Annotated in this window: 16 protein-coding genes and 1 tRNA gene; 7 read left to right on the top strand and 10 right to left on the bottom strand. The window is 75.1% G+C overall.

All coding sequences use genetic code 11. The features are described 5' to 3' along the window. Positions 1 to 10: 10 nt before the first annotated feature. On the bottom strand, positions 11 to 1,867 hold the full coding sequence (gene glmS, locus ACF0H8_RS05975) for a glutamine--fructose-6-phosphate transaminase (isomerizing) (RefSeq protein ID WP_395288054.1): 1,857 nt from the start codon (positions 1,865 to 1,867) through the stop codon (positions 11 to 13). A 125-nt stretch (positions 1,868 to 1,992) separates the two neighbouring features. Between glmS and coaA the strand changes: the two genes are divergently transcribed. After that, positions 1,993 to 2,934 carry a type I pantothenate kinase gene (gene coaA, locus ACF0H8_RS05970; protein WP_395290819.1) on the top strand — a complete coding sequence of 314 codons (942 nt, stop codon included), beginning with the start codon at positions 1,993 to 1,995 and terminating at the stop codon, positions 2,932 to 2,934. A 36-nt stretch (positions 2,935 to 2,970) separates the two neighbouring features. Here the strand turns inward: coaA and ACF0H8_RS05965 are convergent, their stop codons facing one another. The 4 genes from ACF0H8_RS05965 to rplM form a co-directional block, all read right to left on the bottom strand. Beyond that, positions 2,971 to 3,708, bottom strand: coding sequence for a DedA family protein (locus ACF0H8_RS05965; RefSeq protein ID WP_395288053.1), 738 nt, complete (start codon positions 3,706 to 3,708; stop codon positions 2,971 to 2,973). Between the two features lie 147 nt (positions 3,709 to 3,855). After that, positions 3,856 to 5,205: a phosphoglucosamine mutase gene (glmM, locus tag ACF0H8_RS05960; RefSeq protein WP_395288052.1), complete on the bottom strand. Its 1,350-nt coding sequence runs from the start codon at positions 5,203 to 5,205 to the stop codon at positions 3,856 to 3,858. 238 nt (positions 5,206 to 5,443) lie between these two features. Further along, positions 5,444 to 5,935 (bottom strand): 30S ribosomal protein S9, encoded by a 492-nt coding sequence (rpsI, locus tag ACF0H8_RS05955; protein WP_395288051.1) that lies wholly within the window; start codon positions 5,933 to 5,935, stop codon positions 5,444 to 5,446. Between the two features lie 42 nt (positions 5,936 to 5,977). After that, entirely contained in the window at positions 5,978 to 6,421 is a 444-nt protein-coding gene (rplM, locus tag ACF0H8_RS05950; protein WP_395288050.1) for a 50S ribosomal protein L13, read from the bottom strand. Between the two features lie 335 nt (positions 6,422 to 6,756). Between rplM and ACF0H8_RS05945 the strand changes: the two genes are divergently transcribed. Then, a complete protein-coding gene (locus ACF0H8_RS05945) occupies positions 6,757 to 7,365 on the top strand; it encodes a DUF5709 domain-containing protein (RefSeq protein WP_395288049.1) in 609 nt (202 codons plus the stop codon). Positions 7,366 to 7,415: 50 nt separating this feature from the next. Continuing rightward, complete coding sequence (fdhD, locus tag ACF0H8_RS05940; RefSeq protein WP_395288048.1) at positions 7,416 to 8,258, top strand: formate dehydrogenase accessory sulfurtransferase FdhD; 843 nt, start codon at positions 7,416 to 7,418, stop codon at positions 8,256 to 8,258. A gap of 55 nt (positions 8,259 to 8,313) precedes the next feature. Here the strand turns inward: fdhD and ACF0H8_RS05935 are convergent, their stop codons facing one another. Then, entirely contained in the window at positions 8,314 to 9,207 is an 894-nt protein-coding gene (locus tag ACF0H8_RS05935; protein WP_395288047.1) for a tRNA pseudouridine synthase A, read from the bottom strand. A 185-nt stretch (positions 9,208 to 9,392) separates the two neighbouring features. Between ACF0H8_RS05935 and fdhA the strand changes: the two genes are divergently transcribed. Continuing rightward, on the top strand, positions 9,393 to 10,613 hold the full coding sequence (gene fdhA / locus ACF0H8_RS05930; RefSeq protein WP_395288046.1) for a formaldehyde dehydrogenase, glutathione-independent: 1,221 nt from the start codon (positions 9,393 to 9,395) through the stop codon (positions 10,611 to 10,613). 196 nt (positions 10,614 to 10,809) lie between these two features. Here fdhA and nrfD read toward each other — a convergent pair whose 3' ends face one another. The 4 genes from nrfD to selD form a co-directional block, all read right to left on the bottom strand. Beyond that, positions 10,810 to 11,886 (bottom strand): NrfD/PsrC family molybdoenzyme membrane anchor subunit, encoded by a 1,077-nt coding sequence (nrfD, locus tag ACF0H8_RS05925; RefSeq protein ID WP_395288045.1) that lies wholly within the window; start codon positions 11,884 to 11,886, stop codon positions 10,810 to 10,812. Continuing rightward, positions 11,883 to 12,818, bottom strand: coding sequence for a 4Fe-4S dicluster domain-containing protein (locus tag ACF0H8_RS05920; protein WP_395288044.1), 936 nt, complete (start codon positions 12,816 to 12,818; stop codon positions 11,883 to 11,885). The genes nrfD and ACF0H8_RS05920 overlap by 4 nt, the downstream gene beginning before the upstream one ends. Continuing rightward, positions 12,815 to 16,093: a formate dehydrogenase gene (gene fdh / locus ACF0H8_RS05915; protein WP_395288043.1), complete on the bottom strand. Its 3,279-nt coding sequence runs from the start codon at positions 16,091 to 16,093 to the stop codon at positions 12,815 to 12,817. Before fdh ends, ACF0H8_RS05920 begins: the two co-directional genes overlap by 4 nt. Positions 16,094 to 16,246: 153 nt before the next feature. After that, on the bottom strand, positions 16,247 to 17,239 hold the full coding sequence (gene selD / locus ACF0H8_RS05910; protein WP_395288042.1) for a selenide, water dikinase SelD: 993 nt from the start codon (positions 17,237 to 17,239) through the stop codon (positions 16,247 to 16,249). A gap of 230 nt (positions 17,240 to 17,469) precedes the next feature. Here selD and ACF0H8_RS05905 point away from each other — a divergent pair. The 3 genes from ACF0H8_RS05905 (at position 17,470) to selB (ending at position 20,669) form a co-directional block, all read left to right on the top strand. Next, positions 17,470 to 17,564: transfer RNA gene (locus ACF0H8_RS05905), tRNA-Sec, on the top strand. 16 nt (positions 17,565 to 17,580) lie between these two features. After that, positions 17,581 to 18,885: an L-seryl-tRNA(Sec) selenium transferase gene (selA, locus tag ACF0H8_RS05900; protein ID WP_395288041.1), complete on the top strand. Its 1,305-nt coding sequence runs from the start codon at positions 17,581 to 17,583 to the stop codon at positions 18,883 to 18,885. Continuing rightward, positions 18,885 to 20,669 (top strand): selenocysteine-specific translation elongation factor, encoded by a 1,785-nt coding sequence (gene selB, locus ACF0H8_RS05895; RefSeq protein WP_395288040.1) that lies wholly within the window; start codon positions 18,885 to 18,887, stop codon positions 20,667 to 20,669. The genes selA and selB overlap by 1 nt, the downstream gene beginning before the upstream one ends. Position 20,670 lies beyond the last annotated feature (1 nt).

The following is a 20,670-nucleotide window of genomic DNA, read 5'->3' as shown; positions in this document are numbered from 1 at the left end:
GCCCGCGCGCTCACTCGACGGTGACGGACTTGGCCAGGTTCCGCGGCTGGTCCACGTCGAGCCCCTTGGCGGTGGCCAGCTCGCAGGCGAAGATCTGCAGCGGGACCACGGTCACGAGCGGCATCATCAGGGTCGGCGTCCGGGGCACCCGGAAGACGACGTCGGCGAACTCGTTCACCGCGTCGTCCCCCTCCTCCGCGATGACCAGCGTGCGGGCGCCGCGGGCGCGCACCTCCTGGATGTTGGAGACGACCTTGGCGTGCAGGGTGGGCCGGCGCGGGGTCGGCACCACGATGAAGACCGGCTGGCCCTCCTCGATCAGCGCGATCGGGCCGTGCTTGAGCTCGCCGGCGGCGAAGCCCTCCGCGTGGATGTACGCCAGCTCCTTGAGCTTCAGGGCGCCCTCCAGCGCCACCGGGTAGCCGACGTGCCGGCCCAGGAACAGCACCGAGCTGACGTCCTTCATCGCCCGGGCGACGTCGCGCACCTCCTGCTGGCGGTCGAGGATCTCCTGGATCTTCGCGGGCAGCTTGCCGAGCTCCTCCAGGTAGCCGGCGACCTCGTCGACGTACTTGTTGCCCCGCAGCTCCGAGAGGTACAGGCCCAGCAGGTACGTCGCGGTGATCTGCGCGAGGAACGCCTTGGTCGAGGCCACGGCCACCTCGGGCCCGGCGTGGGTGTAGAGCACCGCGTCGGACTCGCGGGCGATCGTCGAGCCGTGGGTGTTGACGACGGCGAGCACCTTGGCGCCCTGCTCGCGGGCGTGGCGGATCGCCATGATGGTGTCCATCGTCTCGCCGGACTGCGAGATGGCCACGACCAGGGTCTTCTCGCTCACGACCGGGTCGCGGTAGCGGAACTCGTGGGCGAGCTCCACCTCCACCGGGATGCGGCACCAGTGCTCGATGGCGTACTTGGCCACGTGGCCGGCGTAGGCGGCGGTGCCGCAGGCGACGACGATGATCTTGTCGACGCTGCGGAGCACCGCCTCGTCGATGCGCAGCTCGTCGAGCACGAGGTGGCCCGCTGCGTCGGTGCGGCCCAGGAGCGTGTCCGCGACGGCCTTGGGCTGGTCGTGGATCTCCTTGTCCATGAAGGTCGGGAACCCGCCCTTGACCGCGGCGTTGGCGTCCCAGTCCACGGTGAAGCGGCGCCCCTCGGCGGGGCTGCCGTCCGCGTCGACCACGCGCACGTCGTCGGCGGTGATGCTGACCACCTGGTCCTGCCCCATCTCCAGCGCCTCGCGGGTGTGCGAGATGAAGGCGGCGACGTCGGAGCCGAGGAAGTTCTCCCCCTCGCCGAGGCCCACGACCAGCGGGGAGTTGCGGCGGGCGCCGACGACCGTGCCGGGGGCGTCGGCGTGCACGGCGAGCAGGGTGAACGCGCCCTGGAGACGGCGGGTGACCGCGAGCATGGCGCCCGTCAGGTCGGTGCTGCCGTCCATCTGGCGGGCGAGGAGGTGGGCGACGACCTCGGTGTCGGTCTCCGAGGCGAAGGCGACCCCGGCCTCCCTGAGCTCGGCCCTGAGCGCGGAGAAGTTCTCGATGATGCCGTTGTGGATGACGGCGAGCCTGCCGTCCTCGCTCAGGTGCGGGTGGGCGTTGACGTCGGTCGGGGCGCCGTGGGTGGCCCAGCGGGTGTGGCCGATGGCGGCGGAGCCGGCCGGCAGCGGGTGGGCCTCGAGCTGCTCCCGGAGGTTGCCGAGCTTGCCGGCCCGCTTGGCGCTGGCGAGGCCGTCCGGGGTGACGACGGCGACGCCGGCGGAGTCGTACCCGCGGTACTCCAGGCGGGCGAGCCCCTCCATGGCGACGTCCAGGGGGCGGTTGCTCGGCGCTGCGGGGCCTACGTACCCGACGATTCCACACATGCGGGCCAGGATAACCGCCCGCCGCGTCCCCTGGCCGGGGGCGGTGGCCGGGCCGCGGCGGGGCGTCGTCGCGGCCCGGCGCGCACGTGCGACACACTGGTGCCGTGCCAGCCGTCCCGCGTGCCATGACAGCCGCAGCCTCCCCGTTCGTGGAGTTCGACCGCGAGTCCTGGAGCCGGCTGGCCGCCTCGACCCCCCTGCCGCTGACGGACGCGGACGTGGTGAACCTCCGCGGGCTGGGCGACCCGCTGGACCTGGCAGAGGTGGACGTCGTCTACCGGCCGCTGTCCGGCCTGCTCCAGCTCTACGCCGCCGCCACCCGGGCGCTGCACCAGGCGACCTCGACGTTCCTGGGCGAGCGCGCCACCCGGACGCCGTACGTCATCGGGGTCGCCGGCTCCGTGGCGGTCGGCAAGTCCTCCACGGCCCGCCTGCTGCGCGAGCTGCTGCGCCGCTGGCCGCAGACGCCGAAGGTGGAGCTCATCACGACCGACGGGTTCCTCTACCCCAACGCCGAGCTGCGGCGCCGGGGCCTGCTCGAGCGCAAGGGCTTCCCGGAGTCCTACGACCGGCGGGCGCTGCTCCGCTTCGTCGCGGAGGTCAAGGCGGGGGCCGCGGAGGTCGCGGCGCCGCTGTACGACCACGTCACCTACGACATCGTCCCCGGCGCCCACCAGGTGGTGCACCATCCCGACGTGCTCATCGTCGAGGGGCTCAACGTGCTGCAGCCCGCGCGGGCGACGGCGAACGGCACCTCCTCGCTCGCGGTGAGCGACTTCTTCGACTTCTCGATCTACGTCGACGCGCGGACCTCGGACGTCAAGCGCTGGTACGTCGACCGGTTCCTCAGGCTGCGGCGCACGGCGTTCTCGGACCCGAGCTCGTACTTCCACAAGTACGCCGGGCTCGACGACGACGCCGCCGTGGCCCGCGCGGAGTCGATCTGGGACGCGATCAACGCCCCGAACCTCGTGCAGAACATCCTGCCGACGCGCGGGCGCGCCACGCTGGTGCTGACGAAGTCGGCGGACCACAGCATGCACCGGATGCGGCTGCGCAAGCTCTGACCCGGCCGGGCCGCGGCCCGTCCGGCGTCGGAGGGATCAGGCGCCGCGGGCCGCCTCCCCGCCCTCGTCACGCAGCTTCCAGCTCTCCTCCGGACGTGCCGGGGCCGCCTCCGGCGTCGCGCCCGGGGCGCCGGAGTCCTCGAGCATCTCCTCAGGGTCGGGCAGGGAGGGGAACCAGCGGCGCTGGACCACGCCGAGGGCCCGGTCGACGACCATGCCGAGCCCGACGCCGCCGGCCACCCCCACGACGATCCCGACGAGCGGGTGCTCGTGCAGGAACACCCCGGCGCTCAGCCCCATCGCCGTGGAGTACCCGCCCCACACGACGGCCGCGATGGCCGCGATGATCACGAAGCGCCGCCTCGGGAAGCCGACCGCCCCGGCGGCCATGTTCACCGCGACCCGGCCGATGGGCACGAACCGCGCCGAGAGGATGAACACGGTGCCGCGCCGGGCGAGCGCCCGCTTGGCCCGCGCCAGCGAGGAGCGCCCACGGGGCGAGGAGAACACCCGCAGGCTGTCGATCGGCACCTTCGTGCCGATGGTGTACGCGATGAGGTCACCGCAGAACGCGCCCACCGCGGCCGCCAGGACCAGCAGCCAGAGGCTGGGCCCGTCCCCCGCGACCGTGAGGACGGCGATGGCGATGACCACCGACTCGCTCGGCACCGGCGGGAAGAAGCCGTCGATCGTGGCCAGCAGGACCACCGCGAGGAGGATCCACGGCGAGCCCGCGAGACCCAGGACGAGCTCCTCGACGGCGTGCAAGTCCACTGGCTGTCACTCCCTGGGGCCGGCGCCGGCGGCGCGAGCGCCTCGTGGCGCGTGCCCCCAACGGTACGTCACGGCCCCCGGCCGGACGGCATCGGGTCTTCCCCTGAGATACCCCCGGGCCACCCCGGGCGGCGCCCCGGGGGTGCGTCAGGCGCCGAGGCGCTCCTGCACGACGACGGCGAGGCGGTTGGCCGCCGAGGTGGCCTCCTCCTGCGTGCCGGCCTCGACCATGACCCGGACCAGGGGCTCCGTGCCCGAGGGGCGCAGCAGCACCCGGCCGGTCTCCCCCAGCTCCGCCTCGACGGCGGCCACGGCCTCGGCCAGGGCCTCGTCGGTGCCGGCACGGGCCTTGTCCACGCCCTTGACGTTGACCAGCACCTGCGGCAGCCGGGTGACGACGGAGGCCAGGTCCGCGAGGGTGCGGCCGGTGGCGACGACCCGCGCCGCCAGCAGCAGGGAGGTGAGGATCCCGTCGCCGGTGGTGGCGTGGTGGGAGTTGATGATGTGCCCGGACTGCTCCCCGCCCAGGGTGAACCCGCCCGCGCGCATGGCCTCCAGGACGTAGCGGTCCCCCACGCCGGTCTGGACCGTCGCGATGCCGGCCTCCTTCATGGCCAGCAGCAGCCCGAGGTTGCTCATGACCGTGACCACGAGGGTGTCCTGGGCGAGGGTGCCGGCCTCCTTCATGGCGGTGGCCAGCAGGCCCATGATCTGGTCGCCGTCGACGAGCGCGCCGGTGTGGTCCACCGCCAGGCACCGGTCGGCGTCGCCGTCGTAGGCCACGCCGAACGCCGCCTGGGAGGCGACGGTGACCGCCTGGAGCTGCTCGGGGTGGGTGGAGCCGCAGTCCTTGTTGATGTTGCGCCCGTCCGGGGAGGCGTTCAGGACGACGACGTCCGCGCCGGCCTCCCGCAGCGCCAGCGGGGCGATGTCGCTGGCGGCGCCGTTGGCGCAGTCCACCGCGATGCGGATGCCCCGCAGGTGGCCGCCGGCCGCGGCGACGAGGTGGTCGATGTAGTTGCGGTCGGCCAGGGCCGACCCGGTCTCGATGCGGCCGACGTCGGCGCCGACCGGGCGCTCCCACTCGCCGGACAGGTGCGCCTCGATCTCGTCCTCGACGGCGTCGTCGAGCTTGAACCCGCCGCGGGCGAAGAACTTGATGCCGTTGTCCGCCATCGGGTTGTGCGAGGCGGAGATGACGACGCCGAGGTCCACGTCGGTGCTCGCGGTGAGGTGCGCGACGCCGGGCGTGGGCAGCACGCCGACCTGGGTCACGTCCACCCCGGCGCTGGCGAGACCGGCCGCGACGGCGGAGGAGAGGAACTCCCCGGAGATGCGGGTGTCGCGGCCGATCACGGCCCGCGGCCGCCGGCCCGCGAAGTCACCCTTGGCGGCGAGCACGCGCGCCGCCGCGGCGCCCAGCTCCAGCGCCAGCTCGGCCGTCACGTCGCGGTTCGCGAGCCCGCGCACACCGTCGGTCCCGAAGAGTCGTGCCATGTCCTACCTCCGATTTCGTCCGGCGCGCGGCCCGTGGCCGTCCCGCGCCTGGGCCCCGCAGCGCGGGGCCCTTTGGCCGCCTGCGCCGGTGCAGGGGCGCCGTGAGCTGCCCGCCTCGCGGGCACTGACCGGGGTCCATGGTGCCACCTCCGGCGCCCGGCCCTGGCGCGGACGGCCGGCCCCGGACGCACCACGGCCCCGCGCACGCTGCTGCGTGGCGGGGCCGCGGGGGCGCCGGTCAGCGCTTGGAGTACTGCGGCGCCTTGCGGGCCTTCTTGAGGCCGGCCTTCTTGCGCTCGATGGCGCGGGCGTCGCGGGTGAGGAACCCGGCCTTCTTCAGGGCCGGACGGTTCGAGTCGCGGTCGATCTCGTTCAGCGCGCGGGCGATGCCGAGGCGCAGCGCGCCCGCCTGCCCGGAGATGCCGCCGCCGTGGATGCGGGCGACGACGTCGAAGCGGCCCTCGATGTCGAGGAGCGTGAACGGGGAGCGGACGAGCTGCTGGTGCAGCTTGTTCGGGAAGTAGTCCTCGAGCGTGCGCCCGTTGATCTTCCACTCGCCGGTGCCCGGCACGAGGCGCACGCGGGCGACGGCCTCCTTGCGGCGGCCCAGGGCGTTGCCGGGAGCGGTCAGGGACTCGCCCAGCCCGCCGGCGGGAGCGGCGCTCTCGGTGGTGTAGCTGCTGGGGACGTTCTCGTCGTCCAGCTCGATGTCCGAAGTGGTGTCAGCCACAGTTCTCCTTCAGTCCTTGTGCGGGTGCCTGCAGCGCCGGGGCTACTGGGCGACCTGGGTGATCTCGAAGGTCTGCGGCTTCTGCGCGCTGTGCGGGTGGTCCGCACCGGCGTAGACCTTCAGCTTGCTGAGCTGGGCGCGGCCCAGGGAGTTCTTGGGGAGCATGCCGCGGACGGCCTTCTCCACGGCCCGCTCCGGCCGCTTGGCCAGGAGCTCGGCGTAGGTGGTGGCCTTCAGCCCGCCCGGGTAGCCGGAGTGGCGGTACGCGAGCTTCTGCTCGCGCTTGCTCCCGGTCAAGGCGACCTTGTCAGCGTTGATGACGATGACGAAGTCGCCGTTGTCCACGTGCGGGGCGAAGGTCGGCTTGTGCTTCCCACGGAGCAGGGCGGCGACCTGGGTCGCCAGTCGGCCGAGGACGACGTCGGTAGCGTCGATGACGTACCAGTTCTTCGTGACGTCGCCGGGCTTCGGTGTGTACGTGCGCACGGGCGTAGCCTTCGTTTCTTCAGCGTCGGGTGCAGCTATGGCGGCGCTGGACCCAATTGGTCGGTGTGGTACTCGCTGCGCGCATCCGCGCGGCCAGCCGGCGAGTGGGAGGCACCGGGAGCGCATGGGGATGCACAACGACAGCCCAGGCTACTGCCTCCGGAGCGGCACGGTCAAAAGATCCGGCGCACGACCTCGCGTGAGACCTGCCACGTCCGTGGCGTCAGCCGCCGCCCACGCCGTCGTCCTCCCGAGCCCTCGCCGCGGGTCCGCGCCGCCTGCGGCGGGCCGGGGCTCCCGGTGCGGGCCGGCCGGGCCGGTGGCACGCTGGCGGCATGAGCACCGAAGGCAACACCGAGATCCCCAGCACCGAGGGTTCCCCCGCCGGCGACCAGTTCCTTGCCGACGAGTCCTGGCAGCCCGGCGAGGAGGACATGCTCCTCGACAACCCCACCGACGACGTGCTCGACGAGGGCCTCACCGCCCCCGACGAGGACCCGCTCGTGGGCGAGCACCTGACCCACGCCGAGATGCAGCAGGGCGACACCCTCGACGAGCGGGTGGCCCGCGAGCTGCCCGAGGCGTGGGAGGAGCAGCCGGACGCGGAGGCCTCGCCCCACGCCGGCCCGGGTCCGTCCGGCGAGCCCGCCCCGGACAACGTCGCGGAGGCCGGCGTCGGCCGCCTCGTGGCCGCGCCGGACGACGACGACGCCACCGACCAGGTCGGCGAGGAGCAGGACGTGCTGGCGGAGGACGTCGGCCGCGACGCCGCCCGCTTCCTGCCCGAGGAGTCGGCGATGCACGTCACCGAGGGCGACGACCTCGCCGTCGACGAGGGCAGCACGATCGATCCCGCCGCGCCGGAGGAGACGCCGGAGCAGGCGGACTGGGACGCCACGGAGGAGGGTGCCACGGAGGAGGCGGCCGAGGAGGACCTGCAGTAGCCACCGGCCGGCGGGCGTCGGCCCCTAGACTGCTCGCACCCACGAGGGAGGTGCCTGTGCGAGCGACGAAGCTGCGGCCGGTGGTGCAGCTGCGCGCCGACGGCTCCAGCCGTGACCGGGCCGACACGCTCGCCGGCGAGGAGCCGCTGGAGATCCGGGTGGCGGGAGCCCCGTACAGCGTCACGATGCGCACGCCCGGCGGCGACTTCGACCTCGTCGCCGGGTTCCTCGTCTCGGAGGGGGTGGTGTGGGAGCCGGCCCAGATCGCCTCGCTCGCCTACGGCGCCGGCGTGAACCCGGACGGCTCCCCCAGCTACAACGTCGTCGAGGTGCGCCTGGCGCCCGGCCGGCCGGGCCCGGACCCCTCCCTCGCGCGCCACGTGTACACCTCGAGCTCGTGCGGCATCTGCGGCACGGCGTCCATCGAGGCCGTGAGCCGGGCGTCGCGGTTCGCCGTCGCGGACGACGATCTCGAGCTCCCCCTCGCCGAGCTGCTCGCCCTGCCCGGCCGGCTGCGGGACGGCCAGCGCATCTTCGACTCCACCGGCGGAGTCCACGCCGCCGGTCTCTTCGCCGTCGCGGAGGACGGCAGCGCCGAGCTGGTGTGCCTGCGGGAGGACGTCGGCCGGCACAACGCCGTCGACAAGGTCGTCGGCTGGGCGCTGCGCGAGGGCCGCCTGCCGCTGCGGCGCACGGTCCTGCAGGTCTCCGGGCGGGCCTCGTTCGAGCTCGTGCAGAAGGCCTGGATGGCCGGCGTCCCGGCCCTGTCGGCGGTCAGCGCCCCGTCCACGCTCGCCGTGGAGCTGGCCGCGAGCGCCGGCATGACGCTGGTGGGGTTCAGCCGGGGCGACCGCGTGAACGTGTACGCCGGGGCGGAGCGCGTCCTGGCGTGATCCGGCACCCCACGCGCCGGGCCGCCGCGGCGGCGGGCCGCGGGCCGTGCCACGGTCAGTCCAGGCTGCGGCGGGCCCGGGCCTGCTGCGCCCGGGCGGCGAGCTCGTGGTCGGCCGGGTAGGCCACCTCCTCGAGCGTCAGGGCGTGGGCGGGCGCGACGCCCACCGCGGCGTCGCGCACGCCCGCGGCGAGGACCGCGCCGGGCCAGCCCGCGTCCCGGCGGCCCTCCCCCACTGCCAGCGACGCCCCGACCAGGGCGCGCACCATGAAGTGGCAGAAGGCGTCCGCCCGCACGGTCGCCACCACGAGGCCGGCGTCGGGCTCACCCGCCGGCACGCGGCGCCAGCCCAGGTGCAGCAGCGTGCGGATCGTGGTCGCGCCCTCCCGGGGCCTGCAGTAGGCCGCGAAGTCGTGCTCGCCGACCAGCCGCGCCGCGGCGTCGTCCATGGCCGCCACGTCCAGGGGGCGGCCGTGCCAGAGCACGTCGTGCCGGCGGAGCGGGTCCCAGCGGTCCCGGTGGTCGGCGATGCGGTAGGCGTACCGGCGCCAGACCGCGGAGAAGCGGGCGTCGAAGCCGCCCGGCGCCTCGGCGGCGCGGCGCACCACGACGTCGGCCGTGCCCCGCGGCGACCCCCCGCGGCCGAGGACGCCGCCCAGCCGCACCACGAGGGCGTCCCCAGGGGTGCGGTCGGCGCGCCCGGGCAGCGCCGCCCACGCCTCCCGGGGGACGTCCACGTGGGCCACCTGCCCGCGCGCGTGCACGCCGGCGTCGGTCCGGCCGGCCACCGTCAGGCGGGCGGGCGCGCGCAGCACGGTCGCCAGGGCGTCCTCGAGCACGCCCTGCACGGTGCGCAGGCCCGGCTGGGTCGCCCACCCGGCGAACGCGGACCCGTCGTAGGAGAGGTCCAGCCGCACCCGCACGGCCGCGGGATCAGGTCCGGTGCTCACCGGGGCAGGCTAACGCGCGGCGGCGCCCGCGCCGGCGCCCGCGCAGCCCGGCCGGCGGCGGGAACCGTCCGGTGGGTGCCCCTTCCGGCTTCGGCGGTGGCGTGGCAGGGTGGAGGTGGCCGGGGACCGGGTCCCCGCCGCTTTCGAGTCCGTACAACGACGTCCGACACGAAGGAGGCCCCGCAGTGGGCGGCAACAAGGCAGTCAGCTACGCAGGTCCGGGCAAGGTCGAGGTCGTCGACACCGACTACCCCACGTTCGAGCTCCAGGACGGCCCGGGCGTGAACCCGGCCAACGTCGGCCGCAAGGTCGACCACGGGGTGATCCTCAAGACGGTCGCCACGAACATCTGCGGCTCCGACCAGCACATGGTCCGCGGCCGCACCACGGCCCCCGCGGGGCTGGTGCTCGGCCATGAGATCACCGGCGAGGTGGTCGAGGTCGGCCGGGACGTGGAGTACATCAAGGAGGGTGACCTCGTCTCGGTCCCGTTCAACATCTCCTGCGGCCGCTGTCGCAACTGCAAGGAGCGCAAGACGCACATCTGCCTGTACGTCAACCCCGACCGGCCCGGCTCGGCGTTCGGCTACGTCGACATGGGCGGCTGGGTCGGCGGGCAGGCGCAGTACGTGCTGGTGCCCTACGCCGACTGGAACCTGCTGAAGTTCCCGGACAGGGACCAGGCCATGGAGAAGATCATGGACCTGACCATGCTCTCGGACATCTTCCCCACCGGGTACCACGGCGCCATCACCGCCGGCGTGACGACCGGCTCCACCGTGTACATCGCCGGCGCGGGGCCGGTCGGGCTGGCGGCCGCGACGGCCGCGCAGCTGCTCGGCGCCGCCGTCGTCATCGTGGGTGACCTCAACGAGGAGCGGCTGGCCCAGGCCCGCAGCTTCGGCTGCGAGACCGTGGACGTCTCCAAGGGGGAACCGAAGGACCAGATCGAGCAGATCCTCGGCGTGCCGGAGGTCGACTGCGGCGTCGACGCCGTCGGCTTCGAGGCGCGCGGCCACGGCAAGGAGGCGCAGAAGGAGCAGCCGGCGACGGTGCTCAACTCCCTCATGGACCTCACCGCCGCGGGCGGGGCGCTGGGCATCCCCGGGCTGTACGTCACCGGTGACCCGGGCGCCCAGGACGAGGCCGCGCAGCACGGCGACCTCGTGATCCGGCTCGGCCTGGGCTGGTCGAGGGCGTTGGCCTTCACCACCGGCCAGTGCCCGGTGATGAAGTACCACCGGGGGCTGATGATGGCGATCCTGCACGACAAGGTGCAGATCGCGAAGAACGTCAACGCCGCCGCGATCCCGCTCGAGGAGGCGCCGCAGGGCTACGCCGATTTCGACAAGGGCGCCGCCAAGAAGTACGTCCTCAACCCGAACGACATGATCAAGGTCGCCTGAGGACCGCTGGACGGGGTCCGGCGCCGGCGGCGCCGGGCCCCGTCCGCGCGTCCGGTGCCCTGGCGGCCCGCCCCTGCCGCCCGCCGGCCCGCCGGCGACGACGAACCAGCGGTTCCCACCGGGCGCCCCCTGTCCCGCCGCGGAGAGGGGCGCTGAGCCGTGGTCGCTCCTTCCCCGCGGGCCAGGGGCGGCCCGTCTACCGGTGACGGACGCGCTCTCCCCGGTCGACCCGCTCCCGCTGCGGGACGACCGTGTACTTGGGGTCCTTGGCCGAGGCGATGCCCGCCTTGACGATCCCGAAGCGGGTGCAGGCCGAGCCGGCGAGCAGCGCCGCGCCCGACAGCGCCGCCGCGACGCGGCTGCGGCCGGCGAGCAGGCTGCCGGCCGCTCCCGCGGCGGTGAGGTAGCGCGCCGCGCGCATGAGCCGCCCGGGGCTGCCCGTGTGCAGCGGCTCGGCGGCGAGGCCCATCGACCGTTCCATCTGCCACTCGGCCGCGATCTCGCTCAGCGCGGCGCCGAGCGCCACCCGCCGCGCCGGCCCCGTCTGCGCCACCGGCACCGCGACCATGGCCGCGCCGCTCGCCGCCGCGAGCGCCGAGGCGCAGAACACGAACGGCAGCTCGCGGTAGGCCTCGTGCCAGGACGGGGTGGCGGTGTCGGCCAGCAGGACGGCGGTGTACGCGGCCACCGGCGGGGCGAGGGCCGCCGCCGCCACCCCGGCGGGCCGGCCCACCGCACGGGCCAGGCGCAGCGGCCCCCGGGTGGTGCCCGGGCGCAGGACGTCCACGAGCTCGGAGGCGGCGGCCAGCCCCATGGGCGGGGAGTAGGCGGCGAGGATCCAGGTCCCCACGGACATGGGCGAGGTGAGCTTCACCGTCCGCATCATGTTGAGGAAGCGCTCGGGCCGGCCCAGGTCGTGCACCAGCGCCACCATGGAGAACCCGAGCGCTCCCATGGCCGTGAGCCGGCCGGCGCGGCGCAGCGCCGGCCGGCCGGTCAGGTCCCCGCCGGCGGCGAGGATCGAGGACCCGGCGGCGAGGCCGCCCGCGAACATGTACGCCGGGATGTCGTTCTCCCACGGCGCCGGCTTGACGACCTGCCTGCCGTAGTAGGACGTGAAGGTGGCCTCGGGGACCATGGACTGCTCGCCGTCGCCGCGGCGCTCACCGCGACGCCTGCGGCGCCGCTCCGGCTCCCGGCCCTGCCCCGCCGCGTCCTGCGGGCCCTGCCCCGCGGGGATCTCCGACTGCCCGGCGGCGCCCGTGCCGCTCATCGGCGCGCGCCCAGGAACGCGAGCGCCGCCCCGGCCAGCATGGCGGCGGCGGCGGCGGTGCCGCGGCGGAACATCTTCGGCAGGTCCCGGGTCGTGACGACCGGGTCGGGCGGGAAGCCGTAGACCTCGGGCTCGTCGAGCAGGAGGAAGAACGCGCCGGTGCCGCCGACGCCGTCCTCGGGGTCGTTGCCGTACAGCCGCGCCTCGGCCACCCCGGCCTCGTGCAGGTGCTCCACACGGGCGGCGGCCCGCTCCCTCAGCTCGTCGAGGTCGCCGAACTGGATGGAGTCGGTGGGGCACGCCTTGGCGCACGCTGGCTCGAGCCCGGCACCCAGCCGGTCGTAGCACAGCGTGCACTTCTGGGCGATGCCGACGTTCTTCGCGCCCTCGGGCCCGTGGCGCCGGTCGATGACGCCGTAGGGGCAGGCCGCCACGCAGTAGCCGCAGCCGTTGCAGACGTCGTCCTGGACCACGACCGTGCCGAACTCGGTGCGGAACAGCGCACCGGTGGGGCACACGTCCAGGCACGCCGCGTGGGTGCAGTGCTTGCACACGTCGGAGGACATCAGCCAGCGGAAGTCCGGCTTGGCGGCCTCCTCGACGGGCGGCGGCCCCACCGTCGGCATGCCCAGGTCCACGGCCGGGCGGGCGGGGGCCGGCGGCCCCGTCTTCTCGATGAAGGCCACGTGCCGCCACTGGTTCGCGTTGAGCGAGCCGGCGTTGTCGTAGGACATGCCGAGCAGGTCGAAGCCGTCGTCGGGGACGCCGTTCCACTCCTTGCACGCCACCTGGCACGCCTTGCACCCGATGCACACGCTGGTGTCGGTGAAGAAGCCCTTCCGCGGCGGCGGGTCCTCGTAGCCCGCCTCCGCGGCTGGGTCGACCGGCCCGAACAGGCTGTTCGGGCGGAACACGCTGCGCTTGCCGGTCATGTCCGCTCCTCGTGCTCTCCGGCCGTGCCGGCCGCCGCAGTGGTGACGATGGGCTTGACGTGCCCGTGCCCGACGCCGGCGCGGAGCCGGTAGCCCTCGACGTAGTCCAGCAGCGCCCGGCCGGTGGGCCGGCGCCCGGCCCGCACGTCGCACGTGCCGACCTTGGACTCCTGGATGAGCACGTTGGGGTCGAGCGTGATGCCGAACAGGTCGTTGGCGGAGTCCCCCGTGACGAAGCCGCCGCTGCCCCAGTGGTAGGGCATCCACACCTGGTGCACGGTGCGGCCCTCCACCCGCAGCGGGGTGAGCCGGTCGGTGACGAGCACGCGGCCCTCCACCGCCGAGCGGGCGGTGACCACGTGGCACCACCCCCCGTGCTCCAGGCCCCGCTCCGCCGCGAGCTCCGGGGAGACCTCCACGAACATCTCCGGCTGCAGCTCGGCGAGGTACTGCAGGTACCGGCTCATGCCGCCGGCCGTGTGGTGCTCGGTGAGGCGGCTGGTGGTGAAGACGTAGGGGAAGACCTCGCTGTGCGCCTCGGGCGGGCTGGGGTTGAGCACGTTGGCGGCGTGCCGGTACTCCACCCGGGTCGGGTTGGACTGCTGCCCGTACAGCGGGTTGCGCACCGGGGACTCCACCGGCTCGTAGTGGGTGGGCAGCGGCCCGTCGATCAGGCCCTTCGGCACGAACAGCGAGCCCTTGCCGTCGCCCTGCATGATGAACGCGTCGTCGCCGGCGATGCCCGCCACGCCGTCGGCGCCCTCGGGCGGGCGGTAGGACGGCGGCTTGGTCTTCTCGAAGTCGGGCACGTCGTGCCCGGTCCACTCCCCGGCCTCCTCGTCCCACCAGACGTAGGCCTTGCGCTCGCTCCACGGACGGCCCTCGGGGTCGGCCGAGGCCCGGTTGTACAGCATCCGCCGGTCGGCGGGCCACGCCCAGCCCCACTCCGGCGCCACCCAGCTCTGCTCGGTGCGCGGCTTGCGGCGCGCGGCCTGGTTCACGCCGTCCTTGAACACCCCGGTGTAGATCCAGCACCCGCCGAGCGTGGAGCCGTCGTCCTTCATCTCGGTGAAGGAGGCCAGCGGCCGCCCGGTCGCGATCTCGTAGCCGTTGATCTCCCTCAGGACGGCCTCGGCGTCGGGCTCGGCGTGCTCGCCGTGGACCGGGTAGTCCCACGCCAGGTCCAGCACGGGGCGGTCGCGCTCGTCGGAGGAGCCCGCCAGCCTCTCCCGGACGAGGCGGCCCAGGTGGTAGAAGAACCACAGCTCGGACCGGCAGTCGCCCGGCGGGTCCAGGGCCTTCTCCCGCCACTGCAGCATGCGCTGGGTCTGGGTGAAGGTGCCTTCCTTCTCCACGTGCGAGGCGGCCGGCAGCAGGAAGACCTCGGTGCGGCACTCGGCCGCCACGATCTCCCCGGTCGCGACCTCCGGTGAGTTCTTCCAGAACGTCGCGCTCTCGATCTCGAACAGGTCCCGCACCACGAGCCAGTCGAGGTTCGCCATGCCGAGGCGCTGCGCGCGGCCGTGCGCGGAGCCCACCGCCGGGTTCTGCCCGAGCAGGAAGTAGCCCTTGACCTTCCCGTCGATCATGTCGAGCACGGTGCGGTAGGTGCCGTGGTCGCCGGTCAGGCGTGGCAGGTAGTCGAAGCAGAAGTCGTTCTCGGGGGTCGCCGCGTCGCCCCAGTAGGCCTTGAGCAGGTTGACGCCGTACGCGCCGGCGTTGGCCCAGAACCCCTTCGAGCCGGGGTTGCGGGAACCGTCGATCCATTCCTGCAGGCTCTGGTGCTGGGCGGCGTTGGGCATGGGCAGGTACCCGGGCAGCAGGTTGAACAGGGTGGGGATGTCGGTCGAGCCCTGGATGCTTGCGTGCCCGCGCAGCGCCATGATCCCGCCGCCCGGGCGGCCAATGTTGCCCAGCAGCAGCTGCAGGATCGCCCCGGTGCGGATGTACTGGACGCCCACGCTGTGCTGGGTCCAGCCGACGCTGTAGACCAGCGCGGTGGTCCGCTCGCGGCCCGAGTTCCGCGTCCACGCCTCGGCCACCTCGAGGAAGGCCTCCCGGGAGATGCCGCAGGCCTCCTCCACCAGCTCGGGGGTGTAGCGGGAGAAGTGCCGCTTGAGGATCTGGTACACGCACCGGGGGTGCTGCAGCGTCTCGTCCCGCGGCGGGTGACCCCCGACCTGGGTGCCGTGGACCTCGTGCTGCAGGCCGGCCGCCGTCGCGCGCTGGGTGGCGTGCTCGTCCTCGTCGAAGCCGCCGCCCTCCTGGCCGGCGTACTGCCAGGAGGACGTGTCGTACGTCCGCGTCTCGGGGTCGAAGCCGGAGAAGAGCCCGTCGAGGTCCTCGGTGTCCCGGTAGTCCTCGCTGACGATGGTCGCGGCGTTGGTGTACGCCAGCACGTACTCGCGGAAGTCGAGCTCGTTGCTGAGCACGTGGTTGACGATCGCGCCGAGGAAGACGACGTCGGTGCCGACCCGGATGGGCACGTAGGTGTCCGCGAGCGCGCTGGTGCGCGTGAAGCGCGGGTCGACGTGGATGACCTTCGCGCCGCGGGCCTTGGCCTCCACCACCCACTGGAAGCCCACCGGGTGGGCCTCGGCCATGTTCGAGCCCTGGATGACGATGCAGTCAGAGTTGGCGAGGTCCTGCTGGAAGCCGGTGGCGCCGCCACGCCCGAAGCTGGCCCCCAGACCGGGGACCGTGGCGGAGTGTCATATGCGCGCCTGGTTCTCGATCTGGATGGCGCCGAGGGCGGTGAAGAGCTTCTTGATGAGGTAGTTCTCCTCGTTGTCCAGCGTGGCGCCGCCCAGGCCGGCGATCCCCATGGTGCGGCGGACCCGCCGGCCGTTCTCGTCGAGGTCCTGCCAGCCGTCCTGCCGGGCCTTGACGACCCGCTCCGCGATCATGTCCATGGCGACGTCGAGCTCGAGGTCCTCCCACTCGGAGCCGTACGGGCGCCGGTAGCGCACCTTCGTCTGGCGCAGCGGGGAGGTGACCAGGTTCTTGCTGGCGGAGCCCTTCGGGCACAGGCGCCCCCGCGAGACGGGGCTGTCCGGGTCGCCCTCGATCTGGATGACCTTCTCGTCCTTGACGTAGACCTTCTGGCCGCACCCGACCGCGCAGTAGGGGCACACGCTGCGCGCGACCCGGTCGGCGGTCTCCGTGCGGGCGGTGAGGGCGTCGGTGCGCGGCGAGCGCACCGCGGGCCCGCGGCCGAGCGGGTCGCTGCCGGTGAGCTGGCGCACCACCGGCCAGGACAGGAACGTCTTAGCCATCGCGCTGTCCCCTCCTCGGGAATGGTCGGCACCCTACCCGGGCGGGCGCGGCCACGCACCCGGTTACGACGACGCCGCCGGCCTTCCCGGCCCGCCGCCCCGTCGCTGGCGGCCGGTCCGGCGCGCGGCTTTCCCGCGGGCTCCCGGTCCACGTCACCGCACGACGACGGTGGCCTCACGGGCGGGCACGAGCTCGCCGACGACCGGGTACCCGGGCACCTCCCCCGCCACGAGCAGCCCGCCGGAGGTCTGCGCGTCGGCGAGGAGGACGAGCTCGTCTTCCCCGACGGAGGCGTCCAGGTGCGGGCGCACCCAGTCGAGGTTGCGGCGGCTGCCGCCGGGCACGAAGCCCGCGGCGAGGGCGTCCCGGGCGCCGTCGAGGTAGGGCACCGCGGCGGTGTCGACGACGGCGCTGACGCCGGACGCGCGGGCCAGCTTGTACAGGTGGCCGAGCAGCCCGAAGCCGGTGACGTCGGTGGCGCACCGCGCCCCGGCCGCGAGCGCCGCCCGGGCGGCGTCCTGGTTGAGGGTGGTCATCTGCGCGACCGCCTGCTCGAACCACTCGCCCGTGGCCTTGTGGCGGTTGTTGAGCACGCCGAGGCCGAGCGGCTTGGTGAGCGTCAGCGGCAGCCCGGCCTCGCCGGCGTCGTTGCGCAGCAGCCGCGCGGGGTCGGCCAGGCCGGTGACCGCCTGGCCGTACTTGGGCTCGGGGTCGTCCACGCTGTGCCCGCCGGCCAGGAACGTCCCGGCGGCCGCGCACACGTCGGCCCCGCCGCGCAGCACCTCGGCGGCCACGTCGAAGGGGATCTTCTGCCGCGGCCAGGACAGCAGGTTGACGGCCACCACGGGCGTGCCGCCCATGGCGTAGACGTCCGATAGCGCGTTGGTCGCCGCGATCCGGCCCCACTCGTAGGGGTCGTCGACCACGGGGGTGAAGAAGTCGGCGGTGAGGATGAGGGCCCGGTCGGCGTCGATGCGCACGGCGGCGGCGTCGTCGCCGTGCTCGAGGCCCACCAGCAGGTCCTCGCCGTGCGCCAGCGGCAGACCGCCGAGCACGCGCTCGAGCTCACCGGGTGGCACCTTGCAGGCGCACCCGCCGCCGGCGGCGTACTGGGTCAGGCGCAGTCCGGGTGTGGTGGCGGTCACGCGCGCCACCCTAGGGTCCGGGCGTGCGCAGGTCCAGGCCCCGGCCGCCCCGGCGCCCCCGGCCGCCGGCGCAGAGGGACGCGCCGCGCCGAGAATGCCCTGGCTTCCCGTTCCCGGCTCGGACGGGAGCTGAGCGCATTCTCGGCGCCGGGCCGCGGCACTGTCCTGGCGCCGGGCCGGCACCCCCGCGTGGTGACGGGCGTCACGCCGTTGGCCTTAGGGTGTGCCACGGAGGCGTACCTCGTCTGGTGACGGGCGCGGTCTTCAAAACCGTAGTGGCCGAGCACCTCGGCCAGGCGGGTTCGATTCCCGTCCGCCTCCGCCATCTTCAGGAGGAGCCGTTGCAGGACAGACGCCGGGCGACGCCGCGCACCGACCTGGTGCTGGCCGACCCGCGGCTGCGCGAGGCCGCGGGCCGGCTGGGCGACCGCCTGGTGCGGCGGGCCGTGGCCGCGGCCCAGGAGCGGTTCCGGGCCGGCGACCTGACCGCCGAGGAGGTCCCGGACGCGGCGGTCGCGGCGCTGCCCGCCGCGGCCACGCGGCTGCGCCCGGTCGTCAACGCCACCGGGGTGGTCGTGCACACCAACCTCGGCCGGGCTCCGCTGTCCGCCGCGGCCGTCTCGGCCGTGAACGTCGCGGCCGGCGCCACCGACGTCGAGCTGGACCTCGCCACCGGCCGGCGGGGGAAGCGCGGCCGGGGCGCGCTGGAGGCCCTGCGCGCCGCCGTGCCCGACGCCGGGGACGCGCACGTGGTGAACAACGGCGCGGCCGCGCTGGCGCTGGTCACCCTCGCGCTGGCCGCGGGGCGCAGCGTGGTGGTCGCGCGCGGCGAGCTCGTGGAGATCGGCGACGGCTTCCGGATCCCCGAGCTCCTCGAGGCCGTCGGGGCCATGCTGCGCGAGGTCGGCACCACCAACCGGGTACGCCTGGCGGACTACACCGCCGCCGTCGACGAGAGCACCGCCTTCGTGCTGAAGGTGCACCCCTCGAACTTCGTCGTCTCCGGGTTCACCGCCTCGGTCGGCGTCCGCGAGCTCGCCGGCGCCGTGGGCGTGCCCGTGGTCGCGGACATCGGCTCGGGCCTGCTCGCCCCGCACCCGCGGCTGCCCGCCGAGCCGGACGCGGCCAGCACTCTGCGGGCCGGCGCCACGCTCGTGACCGCCTCCGGCGACAAGCTGCTCGGCGGGCCGCAGTGCGGCCTGCTGCTGGGCGAGGCCGGCCTGGTGCAACGGCTGCGGCGGCACCCGTTCGCCCGCGCCCTGCGGGTGGACAAGCTGACCCTGGCCGCGCTGGAGGCGACGCTGACCGGGCCGCCGCCGCCCGTCGTCGCCGCCCTCGCGGCCGACCCCGCCGCGCTGCTCGCCCGGGCGCAGGCGATCGCGGCGGCCCTCGGCCCGCCGGCCGCTGCGGTGCGGTCCACGGGCGCGGTCGGGGGCGGCGGCGCGCCCGGGGTGGAGCTGCCCTCCGCCGCCGTCGCCCTGCCGGCCGGGCTGGCCGCGCCGCTGCGGCTGGGAGCCGTGCCGGTGGTCGGCCACGTGGAGCGGGACCGGCTGCTGCTCGACCTGCTGGCCGTCCCGCCGGAGGACGACGCCGTGGTCGTCGCCGCGGCGCGGGCCGCGCTCGGCGCCGCCGTGGAGGCCGGCTGATGCACGTCGTCGCCACCGCCGGGCACGTCGACCACGGCAAGTCCACCCTGGTGCGCGCCCTGACCGGGACGGACCCGGACCGGCTCGCCGAGGAGCGGCGCCGCGGGCTGACGATCGAGCTGGGGTACGCGTGGACCCGGCTGGACGTCGGGGACGTGGCGTTCGTCGACGTCCCCGGTCACGAGCGGTTCGTCCCGACCATGCTCGCCGGCATCGGGCCGGTGCCCGCCGCGCTGCTCGTGGTCGCAGCCGACGACCCGTGGATGCCGCAGACCGCCGAGCACCTCGCGGCGCTGGACGCCCTCGGCGTGCGGCACGGCGTCGTGGCGGTCACCCGGGCGGACCTCGCGGACCCCGCGCCGGCCGCCGCCCGCGCCCGCGTGGAGCTGGCCCGCACCTCGCTCGCGGCCGCGGAGGTCCTCGCGGTCAGCGGGCGCACCGGGCAGGGCCTGGACCGGCTGCGCGCCGCCCTCGCCGCCATGCTCCGCGACCTGCCGGACCCCGACCCGGCCGCGGACGTCCGCCTGTGGGTCGACCGGCGCTTCGGCGTCCGCGGGGCGGGCGTGGTGGTCACCGGCACCCTGCCCGCCGGGCGCGTCGCCGCCGGGCAACGTCTCGACCACGACGGCCGCGAGGTGCGGGTCCGGTCCGTGCAGTCCCTCGGCGTGCCCGTCGAGGCGGCCGCCGGCGTGGCCCGGGTGGCGCTGAACCTGGCCGGGGACGTCGAGGACCTCGCCCGCGGCGACGTCCTGGTCACGCCCGGCGCCTGGCACGCCACGACCGTCGTGGACGTGCGGCTCCATCCGTCCGCCGTCGCCCTCCCGGGCGCCGGCCCGGCGGGCGCCGCGTCGCCGGCGACGCCCCCGGCGCGGCCGCTGCTGCACGTGGGCGCCACGTCGGTCGCCGTCCACCACCGGCCCCTCGGCCCCGGCCTGGCCCGGCTCGTGCTCCGCCGTCCGCTGCCGCTGCGCGTGGGCGACCGGGCGATCCTGCGTGACCCCGGCAGCCGCGCCCTGTGGGGCGTCACGGTGCTGGACCCGGCCCCGCCCGCCCTGGACCGCCGGGGCGCGGCCGCCGCCCGCGCGGGAGCCCTGGCCGGCGCCACCGGCGTCCCCGACCTCGCCGCCGAGCTGCGGCGCCGCGGCGTGGCCGGGGCCGGGCTCCTGCGGCGCATCGGCGTGCCGGTCCCGGACGCGGCGCCGGGGGTGCGCGCCGGGGACTGGCTCGTCTCCGACGCCCGCGCGGCCGCCGCCGCGCGGGACGCCGAGCGGCTCGTGCGCGAGCACGATGCCGCCCACCCGCTCGACCCGGGCGTGCCGCCCGCCGCCCTCGCGGCGCGCGTCGGGCTCCCCGCGGGGGTGCTGCCCGCCGTGCTGCGCCCGCCGCTCCGGCTCGTGGCGGGGCGGGTGACGGCGGGCGCCACCGGCCTGCCGGCGGAGGTGGAGCGGGCGCTCGCCGCGCTCGACGGCGAGCTGGCCGCCGCGCCGTTCGCGGCGCCCACCGCGGACCGGCTGCGCGAGCTGGGCCTGGACGAGCGGGCCCTGGCGGCCGCGGCCCGGGCGGGCCGCCTGCTCCGGCCGGCGCCGGGCATCGTGCTGCCCGCCGACGCCGCCGCGCGGGCGGTGGCCCGGCTGGCGGAGCTGGACCAGCCGTTCACCACCAGCGCCGCCCGGGCGCACCTGGGCACCTCCCGCCGGGTGGTGCTGCCCCTGCTGGAACACCTGGACCGCCGCGGACTCACCCGCCGCCTGCCCGACGACCGCCGCGAGGTGGCCGCACGGTAGT

Origin of the sequence: Georgenia sp. AZ-5, from assembly GCF_043952095.1 — a bacterium.
Lineage (GTDB): Bacteria > Actinomycetota > Actinomycetes > Actinomycetales > Actinomycetaceae > Georgenia.
Note: the sequence above shows the minus strand (reverse complement) of the source record. Positions and strands in the feature narration are given on the sequence as shown.